Here is a 25,206-nt window from a genome sequence, read left to right as displayed (position 1 = left end):
TGAACCCGGCTTTTGATACTTTTTCAGCTTTACTTGCGTCGCACTCTTGTACTATAGCAATTTATTCGGCCCTATTTTTTTGCCGCATAGGGTACTGAACGTACAAGTGAGTGACACAAGCGGCGATGCCATGAAAAACAACTGCCGGTTACCAACAAATTATTTTAATAGTCGCCCAATGTTTCTTCTAACTGTGCTAATGCGGCGGCCAATTGTGCATCGTTTGGTGCAGAGCCATGCCATTTATGGGTACCCATCATATAATCTACGCCATTGCCCATAACTGTTTTCATTAAAATGGCAATAGGTACACCATGCCCGGTTTTTGATTTTGCCAGTGCCATGGTACTGATTACATTATCCATATCGTTACCATCCATTTCCAACACTTCCCAATCAAAAGCTTCCAGCTTGGCTTTTAAATTACCCAGGCTTAATACTTTGCTGGTAGGGCCATCAATTTGCTGACCGTTATAATCTATTGTAGCAATAATATTGTCTACTTTATTGTGGGGGGCAAACATAAATGCTTCCCAGTTTTGGCCTTCCTGTAATTCACCATCGCCCTGCAGGGTGTATACGATGCTTTTATCGTTATTTAGCTTTTTGGCAAGTGCAGCGCCAATTGCCACAGATAAACCCTGACCAAGTGAACCTGATGCAATACGTACACCCGGTAAATGTTCGTGTGTAGTTGGATGCCCCTGTAAACGGCTATCCAGTTGGCGGAAGGTTGCCAATTCACTAACCGGAAAATAACCGCTTCTGGCCAACACGCTATACCATACCGGCGAAATATGACCGTTGGATAAAAAGAACAAATCTTCGCCAATACCATCCATGGAAAAGGCGGGGTTATTGTTCATGATATGAAAGTAAAGTGCCACCAAAAAATCGGCACAACCCAAAGAGCCACCGGGGTGGCCTGATTGACAGGCATGCACCATACGCACAATATCCCTGCGTACCTGCGTTGCTGTTCGTTGTAATGTTGTAATATCGTTTACCATTATAATTAAGTTTGAAAAATAAAAATCACTAACCCATTTTTTTGGCGTCTTCCAAAAATTTAGCCAGGCCAATATCGGTTAATGGATGTTTTAATAAAGCCAGAATAGAATCTAAGGGGCAGGTACATACATTGGCACCAGCCTCAGCACAGGCAATAATATGATTGGCATTGCGAATAGAGGCGGCCAATATTTCGGTTTTAAAACCTTGTCTTTCGTAAATGGTAGCAATTTGCCTAATTAGCTGAATACCATCCCAACCGCTATCATCAATACGACCGATAAATGGGGATACGTAGGTAGCACCTGCTTTTGCAGCCAAAATAGCCTGACCAGCAGAAAATACCAATGTGCAATTTGTTTTAATGCCATTATCGGTAAACCATTTGATGGCTTTAATACCATCTTTAATCATGGGCACTTTAACCACAATGTTGGGGTGCAATGCGGCCAATACTTTACCTTCTTCTATAATGGTTGCAAAGTCTGTAGATAATACTTCGGCACTAATATCGCCTTCTACAATTTCGCAAATGGCTTTATAATGATTATTAATAGCTTCTGTTCCTTTAATACCTTCTTTGGCCATTAATGTAGGATTGGTGGTAACACCATCCAAAATGCCAAGCTCATTAGCTTCACTTATATGAGCAAGATTGGCTGTGTCGATAAAAAATTTCATGTTGTTTTGTTTTATAAATATTTAGTTGGTTTATAACGTATTTACAATAGTACGAAACAGTGGTTTTATAGTGCTGTTTTATCTTATTATACTGCTGTTAAACTCCCAAAAACGCGGCAAAACTAAGGAAGTTAGGGTTATAAGGACAAGTTTAGAAATTAAACTTGCCCAACCATCCCAAAATCGGTTAGTTTTTCAACACTACTTTGTACACTGTAACGGTGTGATACTGCTGCCCCGGCTGCAAAATAGTTGAAGGGAATGCAGGCTTATTGGGCGAATCGGGAAAATGCTGCGTTTCCAAACATAAAGCAGTATGCTGTTGAATGGCTTTACCATCCCTGTTTACCAACTTGCCATCCAGGAAATTGCCCGTATAAAATTGCAAACCGGGTTCGGTGGTATACACTTCCAAACTACGGCCGCTGGCTGTATCTGCCAAAACAGCTACCTTTTGCAAAATACTGCCCTTCCTGTTTAATACCCAATTATGGTCGTAGCCGCCTTTTACTGAATCTATTTCTGCACCAATGGCTTTTGGGCTGGTAAAATCAAATGGTGTTCCTTTAACTACTTTAATTTCTCCGGTAGGTATCAATGTGCTATCTACGGGTGTGTAATTGTTTGCATCAATCATTAGCGTATGGCTAAGAATGGTATTATTTACATCGCCCGATAAATTAAAATAACTGTGATTGGTAAGGTTTACCGGTGTGGCTTTATCTGTTTCGGCAGTATATTCAATTTTAAGTTCATCCTCATTGGTAAGTGTGTATTGCACAATAACTTTCAGGTTACCGGGGTAACCTTCTTCGCCGTCTTTGCTTACATAGGTTAAGGTAAGTGCGGGTAATGTATCACTAATTACAGTGCCAGTCCATACCACTTTATCAAAACCCTTTACACCGCCATGCAAATGATTTTTTCCATCATTGGCGGCAAGTTTGTATTCTTTACCATCCAAAGTAAATGTAGCATTACCAATCCTGTTGCCATAACGGCCTATCAATGCACCAAAATATGGTGGCTTAGCCAGGTAGCCGCTTAAGCTATCAAAGCCTATAACAATGCTTGAGGTGTTACCACTTTTATCGGCCGTTACAAAAGAAGTTACAATACCGCCATAAGTAGTAATTTTTACAGTACTTCCTTTTGTGTTTACAAGGGTATAGAGGTCTACTTTTGTACCATCCGTCTCGCCCCAATCCTGCTTACTAATAGCGGCTTTAATGGCTACTGTTTCTTTAACAGTTGCTGTATTATTACATGCCGCCAATGTAGTTATAGCAAGGCATGCACAAATAAAATAATTCATCAATTTCATATAGTCAAAGTTTGAAGGATTAAATGTACTGGTTAAATAGCTATGTATTAAAATTTATCAATGTGTTGTAATTTTTGTGAGCCAAACTTTCAAACAATAACCAGGCTTTACTTGCGTCGCACACTTGTACTGCAGAATTACCTTCGGCTTTTGGCTAACAGTTAAAAGTCCATTCATAATCAGAAAGTACAAGAGTGCGACGCAACGGATGCCTCATCATGTATTCATCAGCCGGGCCCATTTAATTACAATATTTTAACCCTTAATACAGTAAAAGAATAAGGAGCTGTTGATACTATAATTTGTTTGCCTTTAACAACCATCTCTCTTTCCTGTGGCGCCACTTTGGTGGGTGTTTCAAATGTGTTTACGCTAAACAAATCGTCACTTTGAAGCACAGTTAACTTTGCAGTTGCGGCCAGCTTTTTTACTCCTTCCAGCATAAGGGTATTGCTTTGCAATTTATCAGATGCATTTACCAGCTTTACAATTAATTCATGTGTAGTAGCATCTATTGCAGCTGTTGCGTATAAACTATCCTGACCAGCAACAACCTCATCGTTCATGGTAAGTGGCACTGCATTGGTGCCCTTATTTAATGCATATAATTTTTGCACATAATAATCGGGTGTACCATAAGATTGAAGGTTATTTACCCAAATAAGATCGGGTGTCCATTGCCAGCCATCTACATGTGCAAACAGCGGTGCATAAGAAGCCATAGAAACCACATCTGCATTTCGTTCCAGCCCTGTCATAAATGCAGCTTCTGAAAGGGCGGTAAGCCAGCAGTTTTTATTATTTACACTTACTGTATGATCGCTTTGAGCTGCATATTCACCACCAAATATTTTTGAACTATTACGTGGGTAATTATCATAACGCCGGGCATTTGCGAAAAACCATTCGGGTTTACGGTAATAATGTTCATCAATAATATCGGCATGCATACTGCGTAATTCAGTATTCAACAAATCAAACCGCTCTCCATCAGGATCGGTACCCGAGCTGTTTACAATTTTAATCTTGGGATATTTTGCTTTAATAGCTGCTGTAAACACTTTTAATCGTTCCAGATATTGCGGGCCCCAATTCTCGTTGCCTACCCCCATCATGGTTAAATTAAATGAAGCAGGATGCCCCATATAAGCACGTACACTACCCCAGGTAGAGCTGGTATCGCCATTGGCAAATTCTATCAGGTCAAGTGCGTCCTGAACATAGGGATCAATTTCTTTTAAAGGCACTACCTCGGCAGAGTTAAATTGGCAGGCCATGCCACAATTTAAAATAGGCAATGGCGCAGCACCAATATCTTCAGCCAGTTGAAAATACTCAAAGAAACCCAGTCCAAATGTTTGAAAATAATCAGGTGTTGGGCGATGAGCAAATTCTGCATTCCAGCGGTTTATGATTAATTGCCTTTCTTCAATTGGGCCAATTGTTTTTTTCCATTGATAGCGGGTGGATAAATCAAAACCTTCTACAATGCAACCACCGGGAAAGCGAATAAATCCCGGTTTCATATCCGCCAGCATTTGCACCATATCTGCACGCATGCCACCAGGACGGTTTTTCCAGGTATCTGCCGGAAATAAAGAAATCATATCCATATCTATAATTCCATTTCCTTCGAACCAAATCCGCATTGTTGCTTTTAATACGGTTGCATTGGCGGTAAAACTTGCCACTGCCTTTTGCCAGCCTTCACCTGTTGGAGCAGGTGTTACACTGGTACCGCCCAATATATTACCTAAAGAATCTACCAATTCAACATGTAGTTGAATGCCCGACTGTGGCAGGTGGTACATTACTGAAAAATCGTAACGCAGGTCTTTTTTAATACCCATTCCCCTAAAACCTTCGTTTACCAAACCAAGATCGCCTTTTGCAGCATTATTTACGGTTACTTGAATATAACGTGGATTGGCGGTATTTTCCGCCTTACGGTTGGTTACCAAAACAGCGCCCTCGGTAAAGTGTTTTTGACGTACTGTCCAACCCATCATTGGTTTATAAAACTCAAAAGAGCGGTTCTTTACAAGCTCTGCATAAATACCACCATCGGCACCCAAATTGATATCTTCAAAAAAAACACCCCACATGGTAGGCTCAATTGTGGCTGAAGGTGCATTCACTTTTACATTAAATGCATGCTGTACCTGCGCTTGTGCACTAGTACAAAGCCCAACTATATAAACAATGAGTAATTTAAATTTCATATCTGGCAATTATTAAAATAAAAGAATAGGTAATAACAAATAAAGCATAAAAGCCCTTGTGAATGTTGTAATTGTTGCATCTGCAAAGGGTATATTTAGTTACCCGACCATGTACACAAATTGAACACCCGTTGCGTCGCACTCTTATACACCATAACATCAGGCAGCCATCTGAAAAAGCAGCGCCCCAAATAGAAAACAGCTGCATTTGTAACAATGTATTCTCTAAAATTGGGGCATTGACAGCTGGCTATTATACAGTTCTTTATTTCAATTCAAGTACTACCACAGAAAAAGCAGGTAGCTGAACAGTAATAACATTTGATTTTAATGATGCACCTTTAAATACAGCCGGCTTTATTTTATTGGGCTCCTCAAATGAGTTGTAATTCTGTAATTTATCTGATGTTAAAATTCTGCCACTAATACTGCTGTATTTACCACCATCCATGGTAACAGTAATAGTTTGTGCATTTTTACTATCAATATTTACCAGCGACACATGCGTTTTACCGGTAGAATCAATAGAAGCAGAAGCTGATACCGCCTGTAATTTATCACTTCCAAATACATAATCCGGCGATTGTACTTTTAGTGGCAATAATTTAGCATCCTGGTGCACATTATACATTTCCATTACATGGTAAGTAGGCGTTAAAATCATTTTCTCTTTATCGGTTAAAATAACCGCCTGCAATACATTTATTGCCTGTGCCAGATTTGCCATTCTTACACGATCTGCATGGTTATTAAATATATTAAGGGTTATGCCGGCAATCATGGCATCACGCATCGTATTTTGCTGATACAAAAAGCCCGGGTTGGTACCTGGCTCCACATCATACCAGCCACCCCACTCGTCTACAACCAATGCTACTTTTTTCTCTGGGTCATATTTATCCATTACTGCTGAATGCTTGGTTACCAGTTCATCCATTAACCAGGCTTGTTTCATGATGGTAAAATATTGTTGCTCGTCAAAGTTGGTGCTTGGCCCTTTTTTATTCCATTCTATAACAGAATAATGGTGCATGGCTACTCCGCCCAGCATATTAAGTGGAATATTTTTCATCAGGGTTTCTGTCCAGGCATAATCTGCATCACTTGCACCTGATGCAATGCGCATTAAGCCACCGGTGTTTTCCCAATCACTTATAAAAGTGGCATATTTGCGATATTCATTGGCATAATATTCGGGGCGCATATTTCCACCACAACCCCAGGCTTCATTACCTATACCCCATATATTTACTTTCCATGGTTTTTCCTTTCCATTGGCCTTGCGCAAATCACTCATAGGACTTTTGCCATCAAAGTTTACATATTGCACCCAGTCCGACATTTCCTGTACGGTACCACTTCCAATATTTGCCGATAAATAAGGAGAAGCCCCTAATAATGTACACATATTTAAAAATTCATTGGTACCAAAACTGTTATCTTCTGTTACCCCACCCCACCATTTATTTACCATACTTGGTCTTTTGTCCTTAGGACCAATACCATCTTTCCAGTGGTAAGTATCTGCAAAACAACCACCAGGCCAGCGCAGGTTGGGTACTTTTAATTTTTTTAATGCATCAATAATATCATTACGCACACCATCGGTATTAGGGATGGTTTTACTGCTATCACCTACATAAAAACCACCATAAATACAATGCCCCAAATGCTCGGCAAAATGCCCATAAATATTTCTGTTAATGGTATAACTGGCGCCATTTGCAGCTACAGTTACAGTGGCAGTTTGGCTGTTTGCCAACTTTGCAAAAACTAAAAAAGCAATAAATAATAATAATTTTCGGGTAAGCATAGCGTATGATTTTAATCGTTAAATAACCGGTTAAGATAGGTGAATTTTATGGTTTTGCTCTATAATACAAATACATTTTTGTAGCCAGATTGTAGTAATTCAATTAAGCAATTCTTGCGTCGCACTCTTGTACAGCATCAATCATTTCGGCAGCTAGCTGCTACTTAACCCGAAGGTACAAGTGAGTGACACAAGTAAAGTTGCCCTATATACTGCTGCCCGTTAACAGAAAGGGCAAATTAAAAAAATGAGGAAACCAGGAATGATTCCCCCGTATTATGCTTGCTTTATGAATCAACTAATATGTAACAATCAGCTTAAAAATTGGTGACTGCAATTTTTACTAAATACATTAAACTGTTGCAATGCAGGATTGGTATACATCCCGTTTTTTATTTGAATCAAAACCGGTAAAACCATCAATTATGCAGCGGCAAACAGTTAGTTAAATATTCACATCACAATATTAAGTGTAGTTTTGACAACTAAAAAATTATTTTTATTTTTTTGAAAAAAAATTCATAATCGCTTGCTTATCAGTTAATTGCTTCATTAAAACCAATTTCTGAAATACGGATAAAATTGCCTGTAACAATAACAAATACTAGATGTATCCAATAATCTTCGTAAAAAATTGCGCATTACATGTTTACTATTTCATCACAAATCAACAGGAAGGATGAGGGTAAATACAAGCCAATTTCCCCTTTTTCAGCTTTACTATTTGGCTATTACAAATGCACTTTTATCCATCCAAACCCAAAAAATCAGTCCTATCAGGGTTTTGCTAATCACCCCTACTTATAAGCATAGCCGAAAAACAGGAAATAAATTTTTTTATTTAGCTTGTTAAGTGTTATTTTGACACGAATAGCTATATGAAAATGAAAAATTATGTAATAGGTGTAGATTATGGAACCGATTCTGTACGCACCATCATCGCCGATACTTCTAATGGAAACGAAATTGCTTCAGCCGTATTTCAATATCCGCGCTGGAAAAAAGGGGCTTATTGCAACCCTTCCAAAAATCAGTTTCGCCAACACCCGCAGGATTATATAGACGGGCTTGAATATACCATCCGCCAGTGCATCAGCATTGCCGGAGAAGCCATTGCAGCCAATATAAAAGCCATTTCTATTGATACTACCGGTTCCAGTCCTGTTGCGGTGGATGCCACAGGCACTCCATTGGCCCTGCTGCCAGCGTTTGCCGAAAATCCAAACGCCATGTTTGTATTATGGAAAGATCATACCGCGGTACTGGAAGCAGCTGCCATTAACGAACACGCAACCAAATTTGAAACCAATTACCTGCAATTTGTTGGCGGCATTTATTCTTCAGAATGGTTTTGGGCCAAGCTATTGCATATTTTAAGGGCAGATGAAGCAGTACAAAAAGCCTGTTATTCCTGGGTAGAACATTGCGATTGGATTCCCTTTCTGCTTACAGGCGGAACGGATGCAAAAAACATGAAACGCGGGGTTTGCAGTGCCGGCCATAAGGCTTTATGGGCAAAAGAATTTGGTGGTTTACCCCCTAATAATTTTTTCTCCTCACTCGATCCCCTTTTAGACGGTTTTACCAGCCGACTGTTTACTGATACCTATACCGCATCCGAAGCTGCCGGTACTATTTCGCCAGAATGGGCAAGCAGGCTTGGCCTATCTGCCGAAACCATCATTGGCGTTGGGGCATTTGATGCACATATGGGTGCTGTAGGCGGCCAAATTGAACCATATCACCTTAGCAAAGTAATGGGTACTTCTACCTGCGATATGCTGGTGGCCCCTATTAATGAAGTAGAAGGTACGCTGGTAAAAGGTATTTGCGGACAAGTACCCGGCTCAGTAATTCCTGGCATGATGGGCATGGAAGCTGGCCAGTCGGCCTTTGGCGATGCCTATGCCTGGTTTAAAAATGTATTGGCCTGGCCATTAAAAAATATACTGGCACAAACCACCCTGGTAAATGAATCTACTGTTGAAGCATTAATAAACGAAACCATTGATAATATTATCCCGGTGCTTAGCAAAGAAGCCGCCGCCATACCACTTTCCGAAAACAATGAACTGGCAACCGATTGGCTTAATGGCCGCAGAACGCCGGATGCCAATCAGTTGCTAAAAGGCAGTATTACCGGATTGGGTTTAGGTACCGATGCCCCTAAAATATTCCGGGCCATTGTAGAAGCTACCTGTTTTGGTGCTAAAGCCATAGTGGAAAGATTTAACAACGAAGGCATTCCCGTAAAAGGGCTGATTGGTTTGGGTGGAGTAGCCAAAAAATCGCCATTTATTATGCAAATGATGGCCGATGTAATCAATATGCCCATCCGCATTCACAAATCAGAACAAACCTGTGCATTGGGCGCCGCTATGTTTGCGGCCACGGCCGCCGGCATTTTTAATAAGGTAGAAGATGCAATGGCAGCCATGGGCCAGGGTTTTGATGCCACTTATTTTCCAAACCCAGCTAATACAGCCATTTATGCCAAACGCTATGAGGCTTATAAAAGCTTAGGTAATTTTACAGAAATGCAATTATCATAAAATAGTAGCCCGTACATATTGAAATTTTTTTTTGTTAACCGGCCAATAACAATAATGGAGCTTTACTTGCCACGCTCGGTTCATGGTTCGGATTATATGGCAGCAAAAAAGCTTTTATCAAAATAACAGATTTGAATCACTTTAAATTATACTCGTGAACAATAAATACCAGCATATTCAGGAAGCAGCCTATCAGGCCAATATGCAATTACCAAAACTGGGACTTGTACTTTTTACATTTGGTAATGTTAGCGCTTCAGACAATGCATTAGGCGTATTTGCCATAAAACCAAGTGGTGTACCTTATGATGAGCTTTCGCCTGCTAAAATGGTAATTGTAGATTTTGAAGGCAAAACTGTAGAAGGCAGTTTACGCCCATCGTCTGATACGCTTACACATGCCGTTTTGTATAAACATTGGCCACATATTGGAGGCATTGTTCACACCCATTCTACCTATGCTACAGCATGGGCGCAAAGCCAGCGCAGCATTCCTAACTATGGCACTACCCATGCCGATCATACAACGGTGGATATACCTTGTGCACCGCCTATGAGCGATGCTATGATTGCCGGCGATTACGAATACGAAACGGGATTTCAAATAATGAACTGTTTAGCCGAGAAAGGATTAAGCTATCAGGAAGTTGAAATGATACTGGTGGGTAATCATGCACCATTTACCTGGGGCAAAACACCAGATAAAGCAGTGTACAATAGTGCCGTTTTGGAAACAGTTGCCCAAATGGCTTATTTAACTGAGCAAATAAATAAAGAAGCGCCACGGTTAAAAGATGCATTAATTAAAAAACATTTTGAACGTAAACATGGGCCTAATTCCTATTATGGGCAGTAATGCTTTTAACTGCTGCATATAGCTGAGAAAGTACAAGAGTGCGACGCAAGAATGCAACATTAATTATTCTACTGCCGGGTGCATAAAAAATGAAAACAAAACTTTTATGAAAAAAATATTACCGTTGATTATGCTTTGTTACGCCACCAATATATGGTCGCAAAACAAAGATTATCCAATAACAATGGTACCTTTTACACAGGTAAAACTTACCGATGATTTTTGGATGCCACGCATAAAAACAAACGCCACGGTTACCATACCTGCATCGTTTGAACGTTGCGAAGCCACAGGCCGGGTAAAAAATTTTGAAATGGCCGCAGCTAAAAAAGGTAAGTTTTGTACCATTTACCCCTTTGATGATACGGATATTTACAAAACTATTGAAGGTGCTTCCTACTCCCTAAGTTTATTCCCTGATGCTGCATTGGAAAAATATATTGACTCACTGATAACTATTGTAGGTAAGGCGCAGGAACCCGATGGTTATTTATATACTGCCCGCACCATCGACCCCATTAATGTTGGCCCCTGGCTGGGTAAAGAACGTTGGGAAAAAGAAAGGGAACTTAGCCATGAATTATACAATGCCGGGCATTTGTACGAATCTGCTGCAGCACATTTTTTAGCCACAGGCAAAAGAAACTTATTGGATATTGCTATTAAAAATGCCAACCTGGTTTGTAGTGTTTTTGGCCCTGCATTTAATCAGCGAAAAGTGGCCCCAGGGCATGAAGTGGTGGAGATGGGTTTGGTAAAGCTATATCGTATTACGGGCAATGCCTTATACTTATCTACCGCCAAATTTTTTATAGAACAACGTGGCCAATACCAGGGATATGATGCCAGTAGTAAAGACCAATGGAAGAATGGGAAATATTGGCAGGATGATAAACCTGTTTGGGAACAGGAGGAAGCCGAAGGTCATGCCGTAAGGGCAGGCTATTTATACGCTGCCATGGCAGATATTGCTGCATTAACCGGTGATACAAAATTTTTACAGGCTGTTGACAAGATTTGGGAAAATGAAGTCACTAAAAAAATATACCTGCAAGGTGGTGTAGGTGCTGTTGGCGATGGGGAAAGGTTTGGTGAAAATTATGAATTACCCAATAATACTGCCTATAACGAAACCTGTGCAGCCATTTCAAATATCTTTTTTAATCAACGCATGTTTCAATTACATGGCGATGCGAAATATGTGGACATACTGGAAAAAACCCTGTATAATGGTTTTATTTCAGGAGTAGGCATGGATGGTAAATCGTTTTTTTATACCAACGCCATGCAGATAAAAAACAGCTTTTCTCATGCGGATATGGAAGCTGGCAGATCGGGTTGGTTTCCCTGCTCTTGTTGCCCAACAAATGTGGTTCGTTTAATGCCTTCTATTCCTGGTTATGTGTATGCACAAAAAGACAAATCTGTTTACATAAACCTGTTTATAAGTGGCCATACAAAAATGACCATTGATAACAAACCTGTTGAAATGGTGCAACAAAACAATTATCCCTGGGATGGGGCTTTATCCTTTACCGTTATACCTGCAGCCGCACAGGAATTTACTATATTAATGCGTATACCGGGCTGGGCAAAAAACGAAGCCATGCCTTCCAATCTATACACATTTGCAAACAATACCGATAAAAAAGCTACTATTACTATTAATGGAGAGCCGATAGACTATACCCTACAAAATGGATATGCTGTATTAAACAGAAAATGGAAAAAAGGCGATAAAATTCTGGTTACACTACCCATGGATGTAAGGGAAGTAATGGCTAACGAAAATGTAAAGGAGGATATTGGCAAACTGGCATTACAAAGGGGGCCATTGATCTATTGTGCAGAATGGCCAGACAATCATGGGAAAACCAGTAATATTATTTTACCTGCCAACAGCGCTTTTACCACTACATTTAAGCCTGAATTACTAAACGGCATTACAGTGCTTAACACCAATGTGCCGGTTGTAAATGTTGATGCGAATGGCATTTCAGTTAATACAAAAAACAAGGAATTAACAGCTATTCCCTATTATGCCTGGGCACACAGGGGTAAAGGGGAAATGATGATTTGGTTTCCATCGAAAGTGAAGGCCATTGATTTGTTTGCTGCAGAGGAAAGCAAGTAATATACACTTTTATAATTCAAATAATATCCGAACAAAATAAATAAGCGAATATGATACAATTAAAAAAGCTGGAAGTATGGTTTGTAACCGGCAGTCAGCATTTATATGGAGAAGATACTCTGCGCCAGGTGGCTGAGCATTCACAAATAATTGCCAGCTCGTTAAATGAAGACAAACAGATTGCGGTTACAGTGGTTTTTAAACCAACTGTAAAATCCACTGAGGAAGTGCTGCAAATTTGTTCGGAAGCAAATACTAATAAAAACTGTATTGGGATAATTGCCTGGATGCATACTTTTTCTCCTGCCAAAATGTGGATTGGAGGATTAAAAATATTGCAAAAACCACTATGCCATTTGCACACACAGTTTAACCGTGATATTCCATGGAGCGAAATTGATATGGATTTTATGAATCTGAATCAAAGCGCACATGGCGACCGTGAGTTTGGTTTTATGGTTAGCCGTATGCGAATGAACAGAAAAGTAATTGTAGGTTACTGGCAGGATACAGAAGTGATTAGTCAGTTAAATGCATGGACCAGAGCTGCAGCTGGCTGGAATGATTGGCAAGGCGCCAAATTTGTACGGTTTGGAGATAATATGCGTTATGTGGCAGTTACCGATGGCGATAAGGTTGAGGCCGAATATAAATTTGGATACTCGGTAAACACCCATGGTGTTGGTGACCTGGTACAGGTAATTAACCAGATAAGTGATGCAGATATTGACAATCTGGTACAGGAATATGCAGATACCTATACATTGGCAGCCAGTTTACACAAAGGAAATGCTCAGCACTCATCTTTAAGAGAGGCCGCAAGAATAGAACTTGGATTGAAAACGTTTTTGGAGGCAGGCAACTTTAAAGGTTATACAGATACATTTGAAGACCTGCATGGGATGGCGCAATTACCTGGTATTGCCTCTCAGCGTTTAATGGCAGCCGGTTATGGCTTTGGCGGTGAAGGCGACTGGAAAACAGCAGCACTGGTGCGGGCCATGAAAGTAATGGGCAGTGGATTACCCGGTGGCAATTCATTTATGGAAGATTATACCTATCATTTTGATCCGAACAATCCATTGGTATTGGGTTCGCATATGCTGGAAATATGTTCTTCTATTGCAGATGGCAAACCATCCTGTGAAATTCACCCATTGGGCATTGGCGGTAAAGCAGATCCTGTGCGACTGGTATTTAACAGCGCTGCCGGACCAGCCATTAATGCATCTATTGTAGATATGGGTAACCGATTTAGATTACTGGTAAACGAAGTAGTAGCCGTGCAACCAATACAGGCATTACCAAAACTTCCGGTAGCAAGGGTATTATGGAAACCTTATCCTGATATGACAACGGGATGTGCTGCATGGATTTTGGCGGGTGGTGCACACCATACCTGCTATAGTCAAAATCTTAACATAGAGCATATGGAAGCCTTTGCAGATATGGCAAATATTGAATTTGCCCTTATTGGCAAAAACACCACTTTACACCAGTTTAAAAATGAACTGCGCTGGAATGATGTGTATTACCAGATTTATAAATAATGCATTTTTTAGCCGAACACAATAGCAATTTGATACTTTTTATTGCTGCACAGTGAACCGAACCTACAAGTGTGCGACGCAAGAAATGATTGGATTTGCACTTATGCCGGCTACAAAAAAAATGATGGCAAAATAGCTTACCAAGATGTGTAAAGATTATGCCATAAAATATTTTGAATATTATTACATTAGCCACTTATAACAATTCTACATATGAATCAAAACATGGTTTTAACTGATTATCTGGTTTTCATTTTCTATTTTGTAATTGTATCCACCTACGGTTATTTAATTTACAAAAAGCGTAAAAAAGGCGAACATGATGCCAAAGCATTTTTTTTGGCAGAAGGCACATTAACATGGTGGGCCATTGGTGCATCATTAATTGCTTCCAATATTTCTGCTGAGCAGTTTATTGGTATGAGCGGTGAAGGTTTTTTTCTGGGTGTGGCAGTAGCCGCCTACGAATGGATTGCCGCCATAGCTTTGATCATTGTGGCAGTATGGTTTATTCCGGTATACCTGAAGAACCATATTTATACCATGCCACAGTTTTTAAAAACCAGGTACAATGAAAGTGTTGCCCTGATTATGGCCATTTTTTGGTTGTTCTTATATGTTTTTGTAAACCTCACTTCAATATTATACCTGGGCGCTGTTGCCATTAATGGTTTGGCTGGTGGCGAATACCTGCATGTAATTATGGTAGGCCTTGCTGTTTTTGCCTTATTAATTTCGTTAGGTGGTATGAAGGTAGTAGCTTATACAGATGTTATTCAGGTTGCAGTATTGATAATTGGCGGTTTGGTAACAACCTATATTGCCTTAACAGTAGTGAGTGAAAAAGCAGGTTTAGGTAGCGACGCCATAGCCGGTTTTAAAGTACTTATGGGTAGTGCGCCTGACCATTTTAAAATGATTATTCCAAAACCAACAGCTGCGTCTACACAAAACGATATTAATAAATACCTCACCTTCCCCGGGTTGGCTTCTTACCTGGCAGGTATATGGATTATTAACCTTAACTATTGGGGTTGTAACCAATACATTACCCAACGTGCATTGGGTGCTGATCTTAAAACTGCCCGTACCGGTATTTTATTTGCAGGTTTATTAAAATTATTGATGCCTGTAATTGTAATGTTACCAGGTATTGCTGCATTTGTATTGCACCAAAATGGCCAGTTACCACAACTGGTTGGTGGTAAAGATGGCGCCTACTCCGCCATACTTACTTTCTTACCTACAGGCCTGAAAGGTTTATCTGTAGCGGCTTTAACAGCAGCTATTGTGGCTTCGCTGGCAGGTAAGGTTAATAGTATTTCTACCATTTTTACTTTAGATGTTTACAAGAAATATATTGGTAAAGATGCTTCTGAGAAAAAGCAGGTTATTACCGGACGAATTACTGTTTTGGTAGCCATGATTTTAGCCGTACTGTTTACCTGGAACGATTTATTGGGTATTGGCGGCGTGGGTGGCTTTACCTATATTCAAAAATATACCGGCTTTATTAGCCCGGGTGTATTTGCCATGTTTATTCTAGGTATGTTTTGGAAAAGAACAACCGGCACTGCAGCTATTGTGGGTGTAATTATGGGCTTTGTTTTATCAGTGTTTTTTAATGAGTTTGCGCCAGCTGTAATGGGGCACGAATCTATTTTGTATACCGCCTATCCCAATGCAAAAGGTGCTTACGAAATACCTTTCCATATTTGTATGGGCTTATCCTTTATGTTTACCATGATTACCATGATAGCCGTTAGTTTGGCCGGACCAAAAATTAACCCCAAAGCATTTGAGCTGGATAAACAAATGTTTAAGCTGGAACCTTCTACCACCGCACTTATTATCATTACATTATTGGTAATATCTGCTTTGTATATTAAGTTTTGGTAATTAAATAATTTTGCAAAAAAAGGGTGGCATTAATGTTAATGCCACCCTTTTTTTATGTGATATTTTTATTGGCCTTGCTGTTGATTATAAATGAAGCTACACTTGCGTCGCACACTTGTGCATTCTTAACTTTATTGGGCTTTTTGTAAACAGCCAATCGTTATTTTCCATTTAAAGCAATGCGTCTTTGCATCAATTCTCTCCAGGTGGTTAGAATAATATGTTCATCAGCCAATGCCTTTTTAAATACTGGGTCTATCATGGTAAGCATATCACCCCTTCTTACATCGCCGCTGGCTGATATATTGCGAAATACTTCGGTAGTTGCAGTGCAATGCATAATCATCATGGTTACACCTGGTTTTAGCGATTTGATAGCCGCAATATATTTTTGTGTTTTAAATTTTTGCAGTTTTTTATCATCCGTTTTGCAACTATCGGGTATTTGCCAATCATAGCTTTCGTTATGCAAATCATCTAAAACCGGTAAGCCGCCATCCCACAATATTTTGCCTGTTGCCCGCATTTGTTGAATAGTAGCATTGGTGGAGTGCATTTGCTTTGCAATCAAAGTAGCATGCCCACCCGGCATCATAACAGGTATATGGTTTTCTAATCCCAGTTGCACGTAAACAGCTGTAAATGCCGGCGAAGCAAATAAGGTACCCATATGACTGTCTAAATGGGTAGGTGTAAAACCCATGGTTAATGCCCGGTCTAACTGCGCTTTTATTTCGGTATACACTTCTGCGGCAGTGGCATGTTTTACCACATCTTCCACATTGGGCCAAAGGTCGCCTTCAGTATCTACCAAACCGGGAACAACGCTTTTACCAGCCAATGGTCCCCAGCGGTAACCACCCCATTCAGAGGTTAGGGTAAGGTGCAAACCGGCATCAATTTGTGGATGTTGTTTCATATAATGTACAAATCCTGGCACCCATGAACAGGGCATCATTACACTACAAGAAGTTGCCACACCATTTAATATAGCATTAAATGCCCCCTCATTAGAATCATAACTCATACCTGCATCATCTACATGCAGTATTACAACTTTTGCTCCCTTGGGGTAACCAAGTTTTTCTGCATAGGTACTGTCTACATTTTGTGCCTGAAGCATCTGGAAGAAAAATACCAGACAGGCCGTGATTAATAATTTCATATAGTAATATTTAAAATAAAATTTGGTAAATGATGGCTGCGTATGACTGTTATCAAAAGTTGAAACTGTTGTTGGTGTACAAGAGTGCGACGCAAGTATGCTTCATTTTTGGATACAGCCCGGCTCAAATAAAAATAAAATACAGTTAGTTTTGATTGCTTTTTTTAGCTTGTAAAAACCAATAGATTACCTACAAGTAAATAGCATATAGCCATCATTAGAATCCTTAACTAAAATAAGTTTATTTAGGCAAAATCCTCACTTTAATTTTAAGCGTAAAAAGCCAGAGTGCGTGTATTTTCTTATGTTTAAACAGTTTAATCTTCCTGCCTTATAGTTGACTTACCAACAGCAACCGTTTGCAGGATAATTTTTATTGGTGTTACTTGTTTTTTACACGAACTTGAAACTGTATTTTTTATCTCGAAACGAAACTTGCTATGAATAAGAACAAACTGCTTCTATGGTCTGTGGTAGCCGCTTTGGCCGGCTTTATTTTTGGTTTTGATACGGTAGTAATTTCCGGCGCCAATCTTCCTATCAAAGAACTTTGGCATACCACACCGCTTTTCCATGGTTTTTTTATTATGTCGATGGCTTTATGGGGCACCGTTATTGGCGCCATGTTTGGCGGTATACCTACTGAAAAATATGGCCGCAAAAAAGTGTTGTTATGGATAGGTATTCTATTTAGTGTTTCGGCATTAGGATCGGCACTCGCAACCAACCCCTATGCATTTTCGTTCTTCCGTTTTATTGGCGGACTGGGGATTGGCGTTTCATCTGTTGCAGCACCTACCTATATTTCAGAAATTTCTACTGCTAAAACCAGGGGCCGGCTGGTAGGTATGTACCAGTTTAATATTGTATTTGGTATTTTGATTGCTTTTTTCTCCAACTATTTACTCAAAGGCTTTGATGGCAATAACGATTGGCGTTGGATGCTGGGTGTGATGGCCATACCATCGCTAATATATACACTAATGGTTTTTAGTATTCCAGAGAGCCCACGCTGGCTGATAAGTATAAAACAGGATTTTGCAAAAGCCAAAGAAGTTTTATTGTTAATTGGGGCTGATAACCCTGATGAGGAAATGAAAAATATTCAGGCAGCCAACGATGCTATTGCTGCGGGCATTAGCCGCAGCTTTTTTAGCAGCAAATACAAAAAAGTATTGTGGCTGGCCTTTTTTGTGGCGTTTTTTAACCAGTGGTCGGGCATTAATTTTATCCTGTATTATGCCCCTGAAATTCTGGAGAGGGCTGGCATTGCGGCTAAAGATTCTTTATTCAATTCTATTGCCATTGGCGGCACTAACCTGTTATTTACTTTTGCGGGTTTATATCTTATTGATCGTATTGGCCGCAAGCAATTGCTTATTATTGGTTCTTTAGGTTATATTATTAGTCTGGCATCAGTGGCATATAGTTTTTATGCGCATGCCGGCGATGTGTTGCTAATGTGCTCGCTGCTGGCTTTTATAGCTTCGCATGCTATTGGACAGGGTGCTGTAATATGGGTGTTTATATCAGAAATATTCCCCAATAATATACGTGCATTTGGCCAATCTTTTGGTGCCAGTGTACACTGGGTTTTTGCGGCATTAATTACCTTAATTACCCCTTTATTTTTAGATAAAGACAAAGGTATTTTTGGCGATAATCCATGGCCCATTTTTGCCTTCTTCTCGTTTATGATGGCCCTGCAATTATTTTGGGTACTAACCAAAATGCCAGAAACAAGAGGCGTTTCGCTGGAAGAACTGGAGAAACAATTGATAGCTGAATAACTCAGGTGCTGCATAAAATAGTACCCCTTATTTTTCAGGTGTTTTTTGTGTAGCCAGCTGCAGTTAATTATATGAAACTGCTGTTGCCACGCGCGGTTCGGGGTTCAGTTTTCATGGCATCAGAAAGAGAATCTACAAATAAAAATCCTTAGCTGTTTAATGTGTTATAAGCAGGTAAGGATTTTTTTATTTCCCAAATACATTAGTCTTCAGGGCAAAACTATCCGCTACTGAGTATAACTTGCTGCATTATTTGTTACAGTACAAGAGTGCGACGCAACGGCAGCTGAATACCTATTGTATTGCCGGGCAAATAACTATTGTATTTTTTGCTGCCATTGGTTTATGATAAAAATATAAAAACAGCCATTACCTTTGCCGCATGCAAATATTTCAGAAAGAGCTGTTCGCCAATCAGCAATACGATGAGAAAAACTTTTTTTTAATTGCAGGCCCCTGCGTGGTAGAAAGTGAAGCATTACTGGAAGAAGTGGCCGAAAAAGTATACGGCATTTGTAAAAGACTTGGCATACCTTATGTGTTTAAAGCCAGCTACAGAAAAGCTAATCGTACCAGTGCATCCTCCTTCACCGGACTTGGCGATGGCACCGGTTTGCACCTGCTAAAGAAAATTAAAGACAAATACAGTTTACCTGTAACCAGTGATATTCATGCCCACGAAGAAGCTGCCATTGCTGCTGAATATATTGACATTTTACAAATACCTGCCTTTCTTTGCCGCCAAACTGATTTATTGATTGCCGCAGCCGAAACCGGCAAAATTGTAAATGTAAAAAAGGGTCAATTTCTAAGCGGCCCTTCAATGAAGTTTGCTGTTGAAAAAATAAAAAATGCCGGCAACGAAAAAGTAATGCTTACCGAACGTGGCAACACATTTGGTTACCAGGACCTTGTAGTAGATTACCGCAATATTACCTGGATGAAAGAACATGGTACACCCGTTATTATGGATTGTACCCATAGCCTGCAACAGCCTAACCAAACCAGTGGTGTTACAGGTGGCAATCCGGGTTTAATTGGTACCATTGCAAAAGCCGCCATTGCAACCGGTGCAGATGGTTTGTTTATTGAAACACACCCCAACCCTGCCGCTGCAAAAAGTGATGGAGCCAATATGTTACGATTAGATTTACTGGAAGGTTTATTGGAACAACTGGTGAAACTGAGAAAAGCGGTTGTATAAATCAACAACACCAGTTGAATTATTCTGTGCCCGTAACCAACTCGCTGGGTAGTATTCCAAATTCTTTTTTAAAGCTACCGGCAAAATGGCCAAGGTTAGAATAACCAACCATCATGCCTACTTCTTTTATGGCGTACTTACTTTCCAGCAATAAAGCTTTGGCACGCATCATCCTGTTTTTTTGGTAATACTCATAAATGGGCAAACCGTACATTGCTTTAAAATCCTTTTTAAGTTTGGTTGGGCTCATGGCTGCTACTTTTGATAAAGCGGCAATTACAGGTGGTTCTGTAGTAAAATCTTTTACCAATAAGGTTTCCACTTTTATAAGTCGGTTTATTTCATCTTCCTTAAGCTTAATTGGTTGGGTATGCTGTTCCTCCAGCTTACGCATAAAACCTGTTACAAATTTTTCTATCAGCAAGGTTGCCCTGTTATAAATAAACTTATGCAGTAAAGGATGTTCTGGTTTCTCTTTTAGTAAGTCTCCGGTAATTACCCGATATTCTGTATCCAGTATTTCCAGACTTTTCCCCTTAAGCAACAGGGAGAAATAACTGCTTAAAAACTTATCTGCCATTTCGTGGCCAATCAGGTTTTGCAGATAGTCGCTGCTAAAAATAATACGTACCGATCTTGACCTGACTTTTGCAGGAAAAATCATCCTGGTTTCCATTTGCGAACTGGTAAGCAGTATTTTATTATTCTGAATATAGAAAGTATGCTGCTGATCAGTAAGTTTATCATTCATATCGGGAGCATCAAAAGAATCGTTGAGCTGCAGAATAAAAAATTGCTGGCTCGATGGAAGGCGGTGCATAATCAGGCCATCATGTAAATATCCGTCAGAAAGCTGCACCGATATACCGTCGGGCAGGTTATAGGCGCTGGTAAAACCATCACCAATTTTTTCGGGTAAGCGCAAATAATTTTCAGTAAGGTGGATATTAAAATTCCTTGCCATCAGGTGCAGCAGGCTTACATAGTCGTTATTATTATGGCTAATTTCTTTCAAGTATTGGATTATTTATCAGTTACAGCAATATCCGCAGGCAGTTGATCAAAAGCTTTTAAAAATGATTTATTAAAACTGCTAACCGTAGAAAAACCAAGCGCATAAGCAGTTTCGCGAACCGTATGCTTTTTGGATATCAGCATGGCTTTTGCCTTGTTCATCCTATGCTTTTGATAATATTGATTTATTGGCATATGATACACATCCTTAAATAAAATTTTTAGCTTGGAAGTGCTCATGGCAGCCATGCGGGCCAATTGTACAATTGCCGGTGGTGGTTCAGAAAAATCTTTTAGCAGCAAAGCTTCAATCTCTTTTAAAGACCTTAATTCGTAAGCAGATATTTTTACACCGCCATGTTCATTCTCCGTTTTACGGTATAAACGGGTAAAAAATCTTTCCAGCAGCAGTAGTACCCTGTTTTGAACATACATTTTCTCAAAACATTTGTCCAGGTTATTCTGCATCAACTCCTGCATTAACCGTTTATATTCCACATCCATTACCTCATAAATCAACAAAGGCGACTTTAATGCAATATTGCCTGATAAGGCTTCCCCGGCCATTTCATCTTCAAAATAAGTATCCAGCCATTCTTTTTTTATAAGAATATCCACATGTTTTAAATGGTTACGGGCAGTAGCCATATAAAACCATTCCTGGCTGGCGCGGCTAAAAAAAACAGAACTGCGGGTTATGCCATCCAAACCGGTGGCTTCGTCCAGCCTTAAAATATAAAATTCTTTATCGTTCTTATTTCGGTGAAAAAGCAGGTCGCCAAAAGTGGTATAATCATATACCATTACCTGCAAATCATTGGGTAGGTTTAATGCCCTAATTGTGCCTATACCTTTTTCGGGGCTAAATGCAATACCATTATCAACAGGTTTTAGCTGCAGGCATTTAGCATACTGCCTCAGCAAATCATCAAAATTTATAAGGTTGTAATCAATGTTAATCACCCGCTCAAAAAAGTTTTACAAATATTTTAAAGGGTTACGTCTGGCTGCCAAAATGTAGTTTTTAATATTCAGCCAAAAAGCCATTATCATATAAATAACAACGGGAGAACCCAATGTTAAAAAGGATACATATATAAACCAAAGCCTTATACGGGAGGTAGCCAAGCCCAGTTTTTCGCCAATAGCAGCGCAAACACCAAATAACTGCCATTCAATAAAAGATTTTAGTTTGTACATAGCTGTAATTTTAAATTATCCCTTTACAACACAATAGCAAGGCAAAAGTTGAGCGTTACCCTTACGGGCCCGGGCTTTATGCTGCAAGTCCTCACTAAGCTGCGTTATGCTTAGCTTAGTTGCAGGCTTTCCGCTTCAATCCCTAACGCATAATACAAAAAAACTAAAGAACTTAAGTAAATATTACTGTGAATATACAAACACTTTTAATAAACATCTGTTTTATCGTAAATTCGCACAAATTCTGGTTATGGCCAGAAATTACGGTTTGCTTTCTTTTCTGCTTTTGTGGGTTTGTTGTTCAGTGGTAATAGCAAAGCATCAGAAACAAATACAGGTTAATATACTGGCATTGCGTTAGGGATTGCAGCGAAAAGCCCGCAGCCCCGCCCCGGGGCGAGGACTTGCAGCGGAAAGCCCGGGCCCGAATGGGCAACGCCAAAAAAATACTGGTTGTATATTAGTAAACTTAAATTGTAACCCAACAATCATAAATCTAAAATTGAATATTATGGCATTTGACATTGAAATGATCAAAAATCTGTACGCCGCAATGCCTGCAAGGATTGAGGCAGCCCGCAAGGAGCTTGGCAGACCGTTAACACTGGCCGAAAAAATTCTGTATTCTCATTTACATACCGATCAGGGTTTGCAAAACTTTGAAAGGGGTAAGCACTATGTAGATTTTGCTCCAGACCGTGTAGCTATGCAGGATGCAACTGCGCAAATGGCGCTGTTACAGTTTATGCAGGCAGGCAGGCCAAAAGTGGCTGTACCGTCTACCGTTCACTGCGATCATTTAATTCAAGCCAAAACAGGTGCCAAAGAAGATTTGGCAAACGCTTTAAATACCAATAAAGAAGTATACGATTTTCTGGCATCGGTTTCTAATAAATATGGCATAGGCTTTTGGAAAGCAGGTGCTGGTATTATACACCAGGTAGTGTTGGAAAACTATGCTTTCCCCGGTGGTATGATGATTGGTACCGACAGTCATACACCCAATGCCGGTGGCCTTGGCATGATTGCCATTGGTGTAGGTGGTGCAGATGCCTGCGATGTTATGGCAGGCTTACCATGGGAACTTAAATGGCCTAAATTAATAGGTATAAAACTTACCGGTAAATTAAGCGGCTGGACCAGCGCAAAAGATATTATTCTTTGGGTAGCAGGTAAACTTACCGTAAAAGGTGGTACCGGTGCTATTGTAGAATATTTTGGCGAAGGTGCAGATAACCTGAGCGCTACCGGAAAGGGTACTATTTGTAATATGGGTGCTGAAATAGGTGCTACCTGTTCTTTGTTTGCCTACGACGGTAAAATGGCAGGATACCTTTCATCAACCGATCGATCGGATATTGCTGCTATGGCTGATGCCGTAAAAGAACATTTACGCCCCGATGAAGATGTGTATGCCAACCCCGCAAAATACTATGATGAGGTGTTGGAATTAGATCTTACCACTTTAGAACCTTATGTAAACGGACCATTTACACCAGACCGTGCTACACCGGTTTCTAAAATGAAAGAAGAAATTGAAAAGAACGACTGGCCGGCAAAATTAGAAGTAGCATTAATTGGTAGCTGTACCAATAGTTCTTATGAAGATATTAGCCGCAGTGCTTCTATTGTAAAAGATGCCGTAGCAAAAGGTTTAAAAGCCAATAGCGAATTTACTATTACCCCTGGTAGTGAGCTGGTACGTTTTACCATTGAACGTGATGGTTTTATTGCCGACTTTGCCAGTGTTGGCGGTGTAGTATTGGCCAATGCCTGCGGACCATGTATTGGTCAATGGGCACGTCACATAGACGACCCTAACCGCAAGAACACCATTATAACCTCTTTCAACAGAAATTTTGCCAAACGTAATGATGGATTAGCCAGCACACATGCTTTTGTTGCTTCACCTGAATTGGTTACAGCAATGGCCATTGCAGGTTCTATAGCATTTAACCCACTTACCGATACCTTAACCAATGAAAAAGGTGAAGCCGTTAAACTGGCTGAACCAAGTGGTTTTGAATTACCGCCAAGTGGTTTTGCTGTAGAAGATGCAGGTTTTCAGGCACCGGCTGCAGATGGTAGTACCGTACAGGTAGCTGTTTCTGAAGAAAGCCAGCGCTTACAATTATTAGCACCGTTTGCCGCATGGGAAGGTACCGACCTGAAAAGCCTGAAACTGTTGATAAAAGCCAAAGGAAAATGTACCACAGACCATATATCTATGGCGGGCCCATGGTTAAAATTCCGTGGACACCTGGATAATATCTCTAATAATATGCTTATTGGTGCTATTAACTATTTTAACGAAAAAACAGATACGGTAAAAAATGCTTTAACCGGCGAATATGGTGCAGTACCTGCCACGCAGCGTGCCTATAAAGCAGCAGGCATTGGTAGTATTGTTATTGGCGATGAAAACTATGGTGAAGGTAGTTCACGCGAACATGCGGCTATGGAACCACGCCACCTGGGTGTTAGGGCGATATTGGTAAAATCTTTTGCACGTATACACGAAACCAACCTTAAAAAACAAGGTATGCTGGCCATAACTTTTGATAATAAGGAAGATTACGATAAAGTGCAGGAAGATGACAATATTGATATTCTTGGCCTAACCAGCTTTGCACCAGGCAAACCATTATCAGTTGTATTGAACCATGCCGATGGCAGCAGCGATACCATTACAGTTAACCATACTTATAATGAACAACAGATTGAATGGTTTAAAGCCGGCGGAGCTTTAAATATCATCCGTAAAAATTTTGTAGGATAATAACCGGCAAAT

At 40.0% G+C, this 25,206-nt stretch carries 17 protein-coding genes; 8 read left to right on the top strand and 9 right to left on the bottom strand.

Annotated features, from left to right (window positions below; translation table 11 throughout):
* Window positions 1–164: 164 nt before the first annotated feature.
* The 5 genes from GD597_RS04905 to GD597_RS04885 form a co-directional block, all read right to left on the bottom strand.
* Entirely contained in the window at window positions 165–1,010 is an 846-nt protein-coding gene (locus GD597_RS04905) for a transketolase (protein WP_171606707.1), read from the bottom strand.
* Window positions 1,011–1,038: 28 nt separating this feature from the next.
* Window positions 1,039–1,692 (bottom strand): fructose-6-phosphate aldolase, encoded by a 654-nt coding sequence (fsa, locus tag GD597_RS04900; protein WP_171606706.1) that lies wholly within the window; start codon window positions 1,690–1,692, stop codon window positions 1,039–1,041.
* A 187-nt stretch (window positions 1,693–1,879) separates the two neighbouring features.
* Window positions 1,880–3,016, bottom strand: a complete 1,137-nt coding sequence (locus tag GD597_RS04895; protein ID WP_235954185.1) for an aldose epimerase family protein — start codon at window positions 3,014–3,016, stop codon at window positions 1,880–1,882.
* Between the two features lie 245 nt (window positions 3,017–3,261).
* Window positions 3,262–5,238: an alpha-L-arabinofuranosidase C-terminal domain-containing protein gene (locus GD597_RS04890; protein WP_171606705.1), complete on the bottom strand. Its 1,977-nt coding sequence runs from the start codon at window positions 5,236–5,238 to the stop codon at window positions 3,262–3,264.
* Between the two features lie 265 nt (window positions 5,239–5,503).
* Window positions 5,504–7,051 (bottom strand): alpha-N-arabinofuranosidase, encoded by a 1,548-nt coding sequence (locus GD597_RS04885; RefSeq protein ID WP_171606704.1) that lies wholly within the window; start codon window positions 7,049–7,051, stop codon window positions 5,504–5,506.
* A gap of 884 nt (window positions 7,052–7,935) precedes the next feature.
* Here GD597_RS04885 and GD597_RS04880 point away from each other — a divergent pair.
* The 5 genes from GD597_RS04880 to GD597_RS04860 all read left to right on the top strand — a co-directional run bounded on the left by GD597_RS04880 (window position 7,936) and on the right by GD597_RS04860 (window position 16,042).
* Entirely contained in the window at window positions 7,936–9,603 is a 1,668-nt protein-coding gene (locus GD597_RS04880; RefSeq protein ID WP_171606703.1) for a ribulokinase, read from the top strand.
* Window positions 9,604–9,757: 154 nt separating this feature from the next.
* Window positions 9,758–10,459, top strand: a complete 702-nt coding sequence (locus GD597_RS04875; protein ID WP_171606702.1) for an L-ribulose-5-phosphate 4-epimerase — start codon at window positions 9,758–9,760, stop codon at window positions 10,457–10,459.
* 106 nt (window positions 10,460–10,565) lie between these two features.
* The gene (locus GD597_RS04870) at window positions 10,566–12,593 is read left to right on the top strand and encodes a glycoside hydrolase family 127 protein (RefSeq protein ID WP_171606701.1); all 2,028 of its coding nucleotides are present in this window, start codon (window positions 10,566–10,568) and stop codon (window positions 12,591–12,593) included.
* Window positions 12,594–12,643: 50 nt separating this feature from the next.
* Entirely contained in the window at window positions 12,644–14,143 is a 1,500-nt protein-coding gene (araA, locus tag GD597_RS04865; protein WP_171606700.1) for an L-arabinose isomerase, read from the top strand.
* Between the two features lie 213 nt (window positions 14,144–14,356).
* Window positions 14,357–16,042 carry a sodium/sugar symporter gene (locus GD597_RS04860; RefSeq protein WP_171606699.1) on the top strand — a complete coding sequence of 562 codons (1,686 nt, stop codon included), beginning with the start codon at window positions 14,357–14,359 and terminating at the stop codon, window positions 16,040–16,042.
* A gap of 160 nt (window positions 16,043–16,202) precedes the next feature.
* Here the strand turns inward: GD597_RS04860 and GD597_RS04855 are convergent, their stop codons facing one another.
* The gene (locus GD597_RS04855) at window positions 16,203–17,207 is read right to left on the bottom strand and encodes a polysaccharide deacetylase family protein (RefSeq protein ID WP_171606698.1); all 1,005 of its coding nucleotides are present in this window, start codon (window positions 17,205–17,207) and stop codon (window positions 16,203–16,205) included.
* Window positions 17,208–17,647: 440 nt separating this feature from the next.
* Here GD597_RS04855 and GD597_RS04850 point away from each other — a divergent pair, with 440 nt between their 5' ends.
* Together GD597_RS04850 and kdsA are read left to right on the top strand one after the other, a co-directional pair.
* Entirely contained in the window at window positions 17,648–18,997 is a 1,350-nt protein-coding gene (locus GD597_RS04850; RefSeq protein WP_171606697.1) for a sugar porter family MFS transporter, read from the top strand.
* A gap of 382 nt (window positions 18,998–19,379) precedes the next feature.
* Window positions 19,380–20,201 (top strand): 3-deoxy-8-phosphooctulonate synthase, encoded by an 822-nt coding sequence (gene kdsA / locus GD597_RS04845; protein ID WP_171606696.1) that lies wholly within the window; start codon window positions 19,380–19,382, stop codon window positions 20,199–20,201.
* A 19-nt stretch (window positions 20,202–20,220) separates the two neighbouring features.
* Here the strand turns inward: kdsA and GD597_RS04840 are convergent, their stop codons facing one another.
* From GD597_RS04840 to GD597_RS04830, 3 genes are read right to left on the bottom strand one after another with little or no spacing between them, the layout of a single operon-like run.
* Window positions 20,221–21,216 (bottom strand): helix-turn-helix transcriptional regulator, encoded by a 996-nt coding sequence (locus GD597_RS04840; RefSeq protein WP_171606695.1) that lies wholly within the window; start codon window positions 21,214–21,216, stop codon window positions 20,221–20,223.
* A gap of 8 nt (window positions 21,217–21,224) precedes the next feature.
* On the bottom strand, window positions 21,225–22,139 hold the full coding sequence (locus GD597_RS04835) for a helix-turn-helix transcriptional regulator (protein WP_171606694.1): 915 nt from the start codon (window positions 22,137–22,139) through the stop codon (window positions 21,225–21,227).
* 54 nt (window positions 22,140–22,193) lie between these two features.
* Window positions 22,194–22,415, bottom strand: coding sequence for a PspC domain-containing protein (locus GD597_RS04830; protein ID WP_171606693.1), 222 nt, complete (start codon window positions 22,413–22,415; stop codon window positions 22,194–22,196).
* 511 nt (window positions 22,416–22,926) lie between these two features.
* Between GD597_RS04830 and GD597_RS04825 the strand changes: the two genes are divergently transcribed.
* Entirely contained in the window at window positions 22,927–25,194 is a 2,268-nt protein-coding gene (locus GD597_RS04825) for an aconitate hydratase (RefSeq protein ID WP_171606692.1), read from the top strand.
* Window positions 25,195–25,206 lie beyond the last annotated feature (12 nt).

Source organism: Limnovirga soli (assembly GCF_013106755.1).
Taxonomy (GTDB): domain Bacteria; phylum Bacteroidota; class Bacteroidia; order Chitinophagales; family Chitinophagaceae; genus Limnovirga; species Limnovirga soli.
Note: the sequence above shows the minus strand (reverse complement) of the source record. Positions and strands in the feature narration are given on the sequence as shown.

Coding starts and splice junctions, on each gene's coding strand:
- GD597_RS04905 (WP_171606707.1), bottom strand. CDS start 1,010: ATGGTAAACGATATTACAACATTACAACGAACAGCAACGCAGGTACGC.
- fsa (WP_171606706.1), bottom strand. CDS start 1,692: ATGAAATTTTTTATCGACACAGCCAATCTTGCTCATATAAGTGAAGCT.
- GD597_RS04895 (WP_235954185.1), bottom strand. CDS start 3,016: ATGAAATTGATGAATTATTTTATTTGTGCATGCCTTGCTATAACTACA.
- GD597_RS04890 (WP_171606705.1), bottom strand. CDS start 5,238: ATGAAATTTAAATTACTCATTGTTTATATAGTTGGGCTTTGTACTAGT.
- GD597_RS04885 (WP_171606704.1), bottom strand. CDS start 7,051: ATGCTTACCCGAAAATTATTATTATTTATTGCTTTTTTAGTTTTTGCA.
- GD597_RS04880 (WP_171606703.1), top strand. CDS start 7,936: ATGAAAAATTATGTAATAGGTGTAGATTATGGAACCGATTCTGTACGC.
- GD597_RS04870 (WP_171606701.1), top strand. CDS start 10,566: ATGAAAAAAATATTACCGTTGATTATGCTTTGTTACGCCACCAATATA.
- araA (WP_171606700.1), top strand. CDS start 12,644: ATGATACAATTAAAAAAGCTGGAAGTATGGTTTGTAACCGGCAGTCAG.
- GD597_RS04860 (WP_171606699.1), top strand. CDS start 14,357: ATGAATCAAAACATGGTTTTAACTGATTATCTGGTTTTCATTTTCTAT.
- GD597_RS04855 (WP_171606698.1), bottom strand. CDS start 17,207: ATGAAATTATTAATCACGGCCTGTCTGGTATTTTTCTTCCAGATGCTT.
- GD597_RS04850 (WP_171606697.1), top strand. CDS start 17,648: ATGAATAAGAACAAACTGCTTCTATGGTCTGTGGTAGCCGCTTTGGCC.
- kdsA (WP_171606696.1), top strand. CDS start 19,380: ATGCAAATATTTCAGAAAGAGCTGTTCGCCAATCAGCAATACGATGAG.
- GD597_RS04830 (WP_171606693.1), bottom strand. CDS start 22,415: ATGTACAAACTAAAATCTTTTATTGAATGGCAGTTATTTGGTGTTTGC.
- GD597_RS04825 (WP_171606692.1), top strand. CDS start 22,927: ATGGCATTTGACATTGAAATGATCAAAAATCTGTACGCCGCAATGCCT.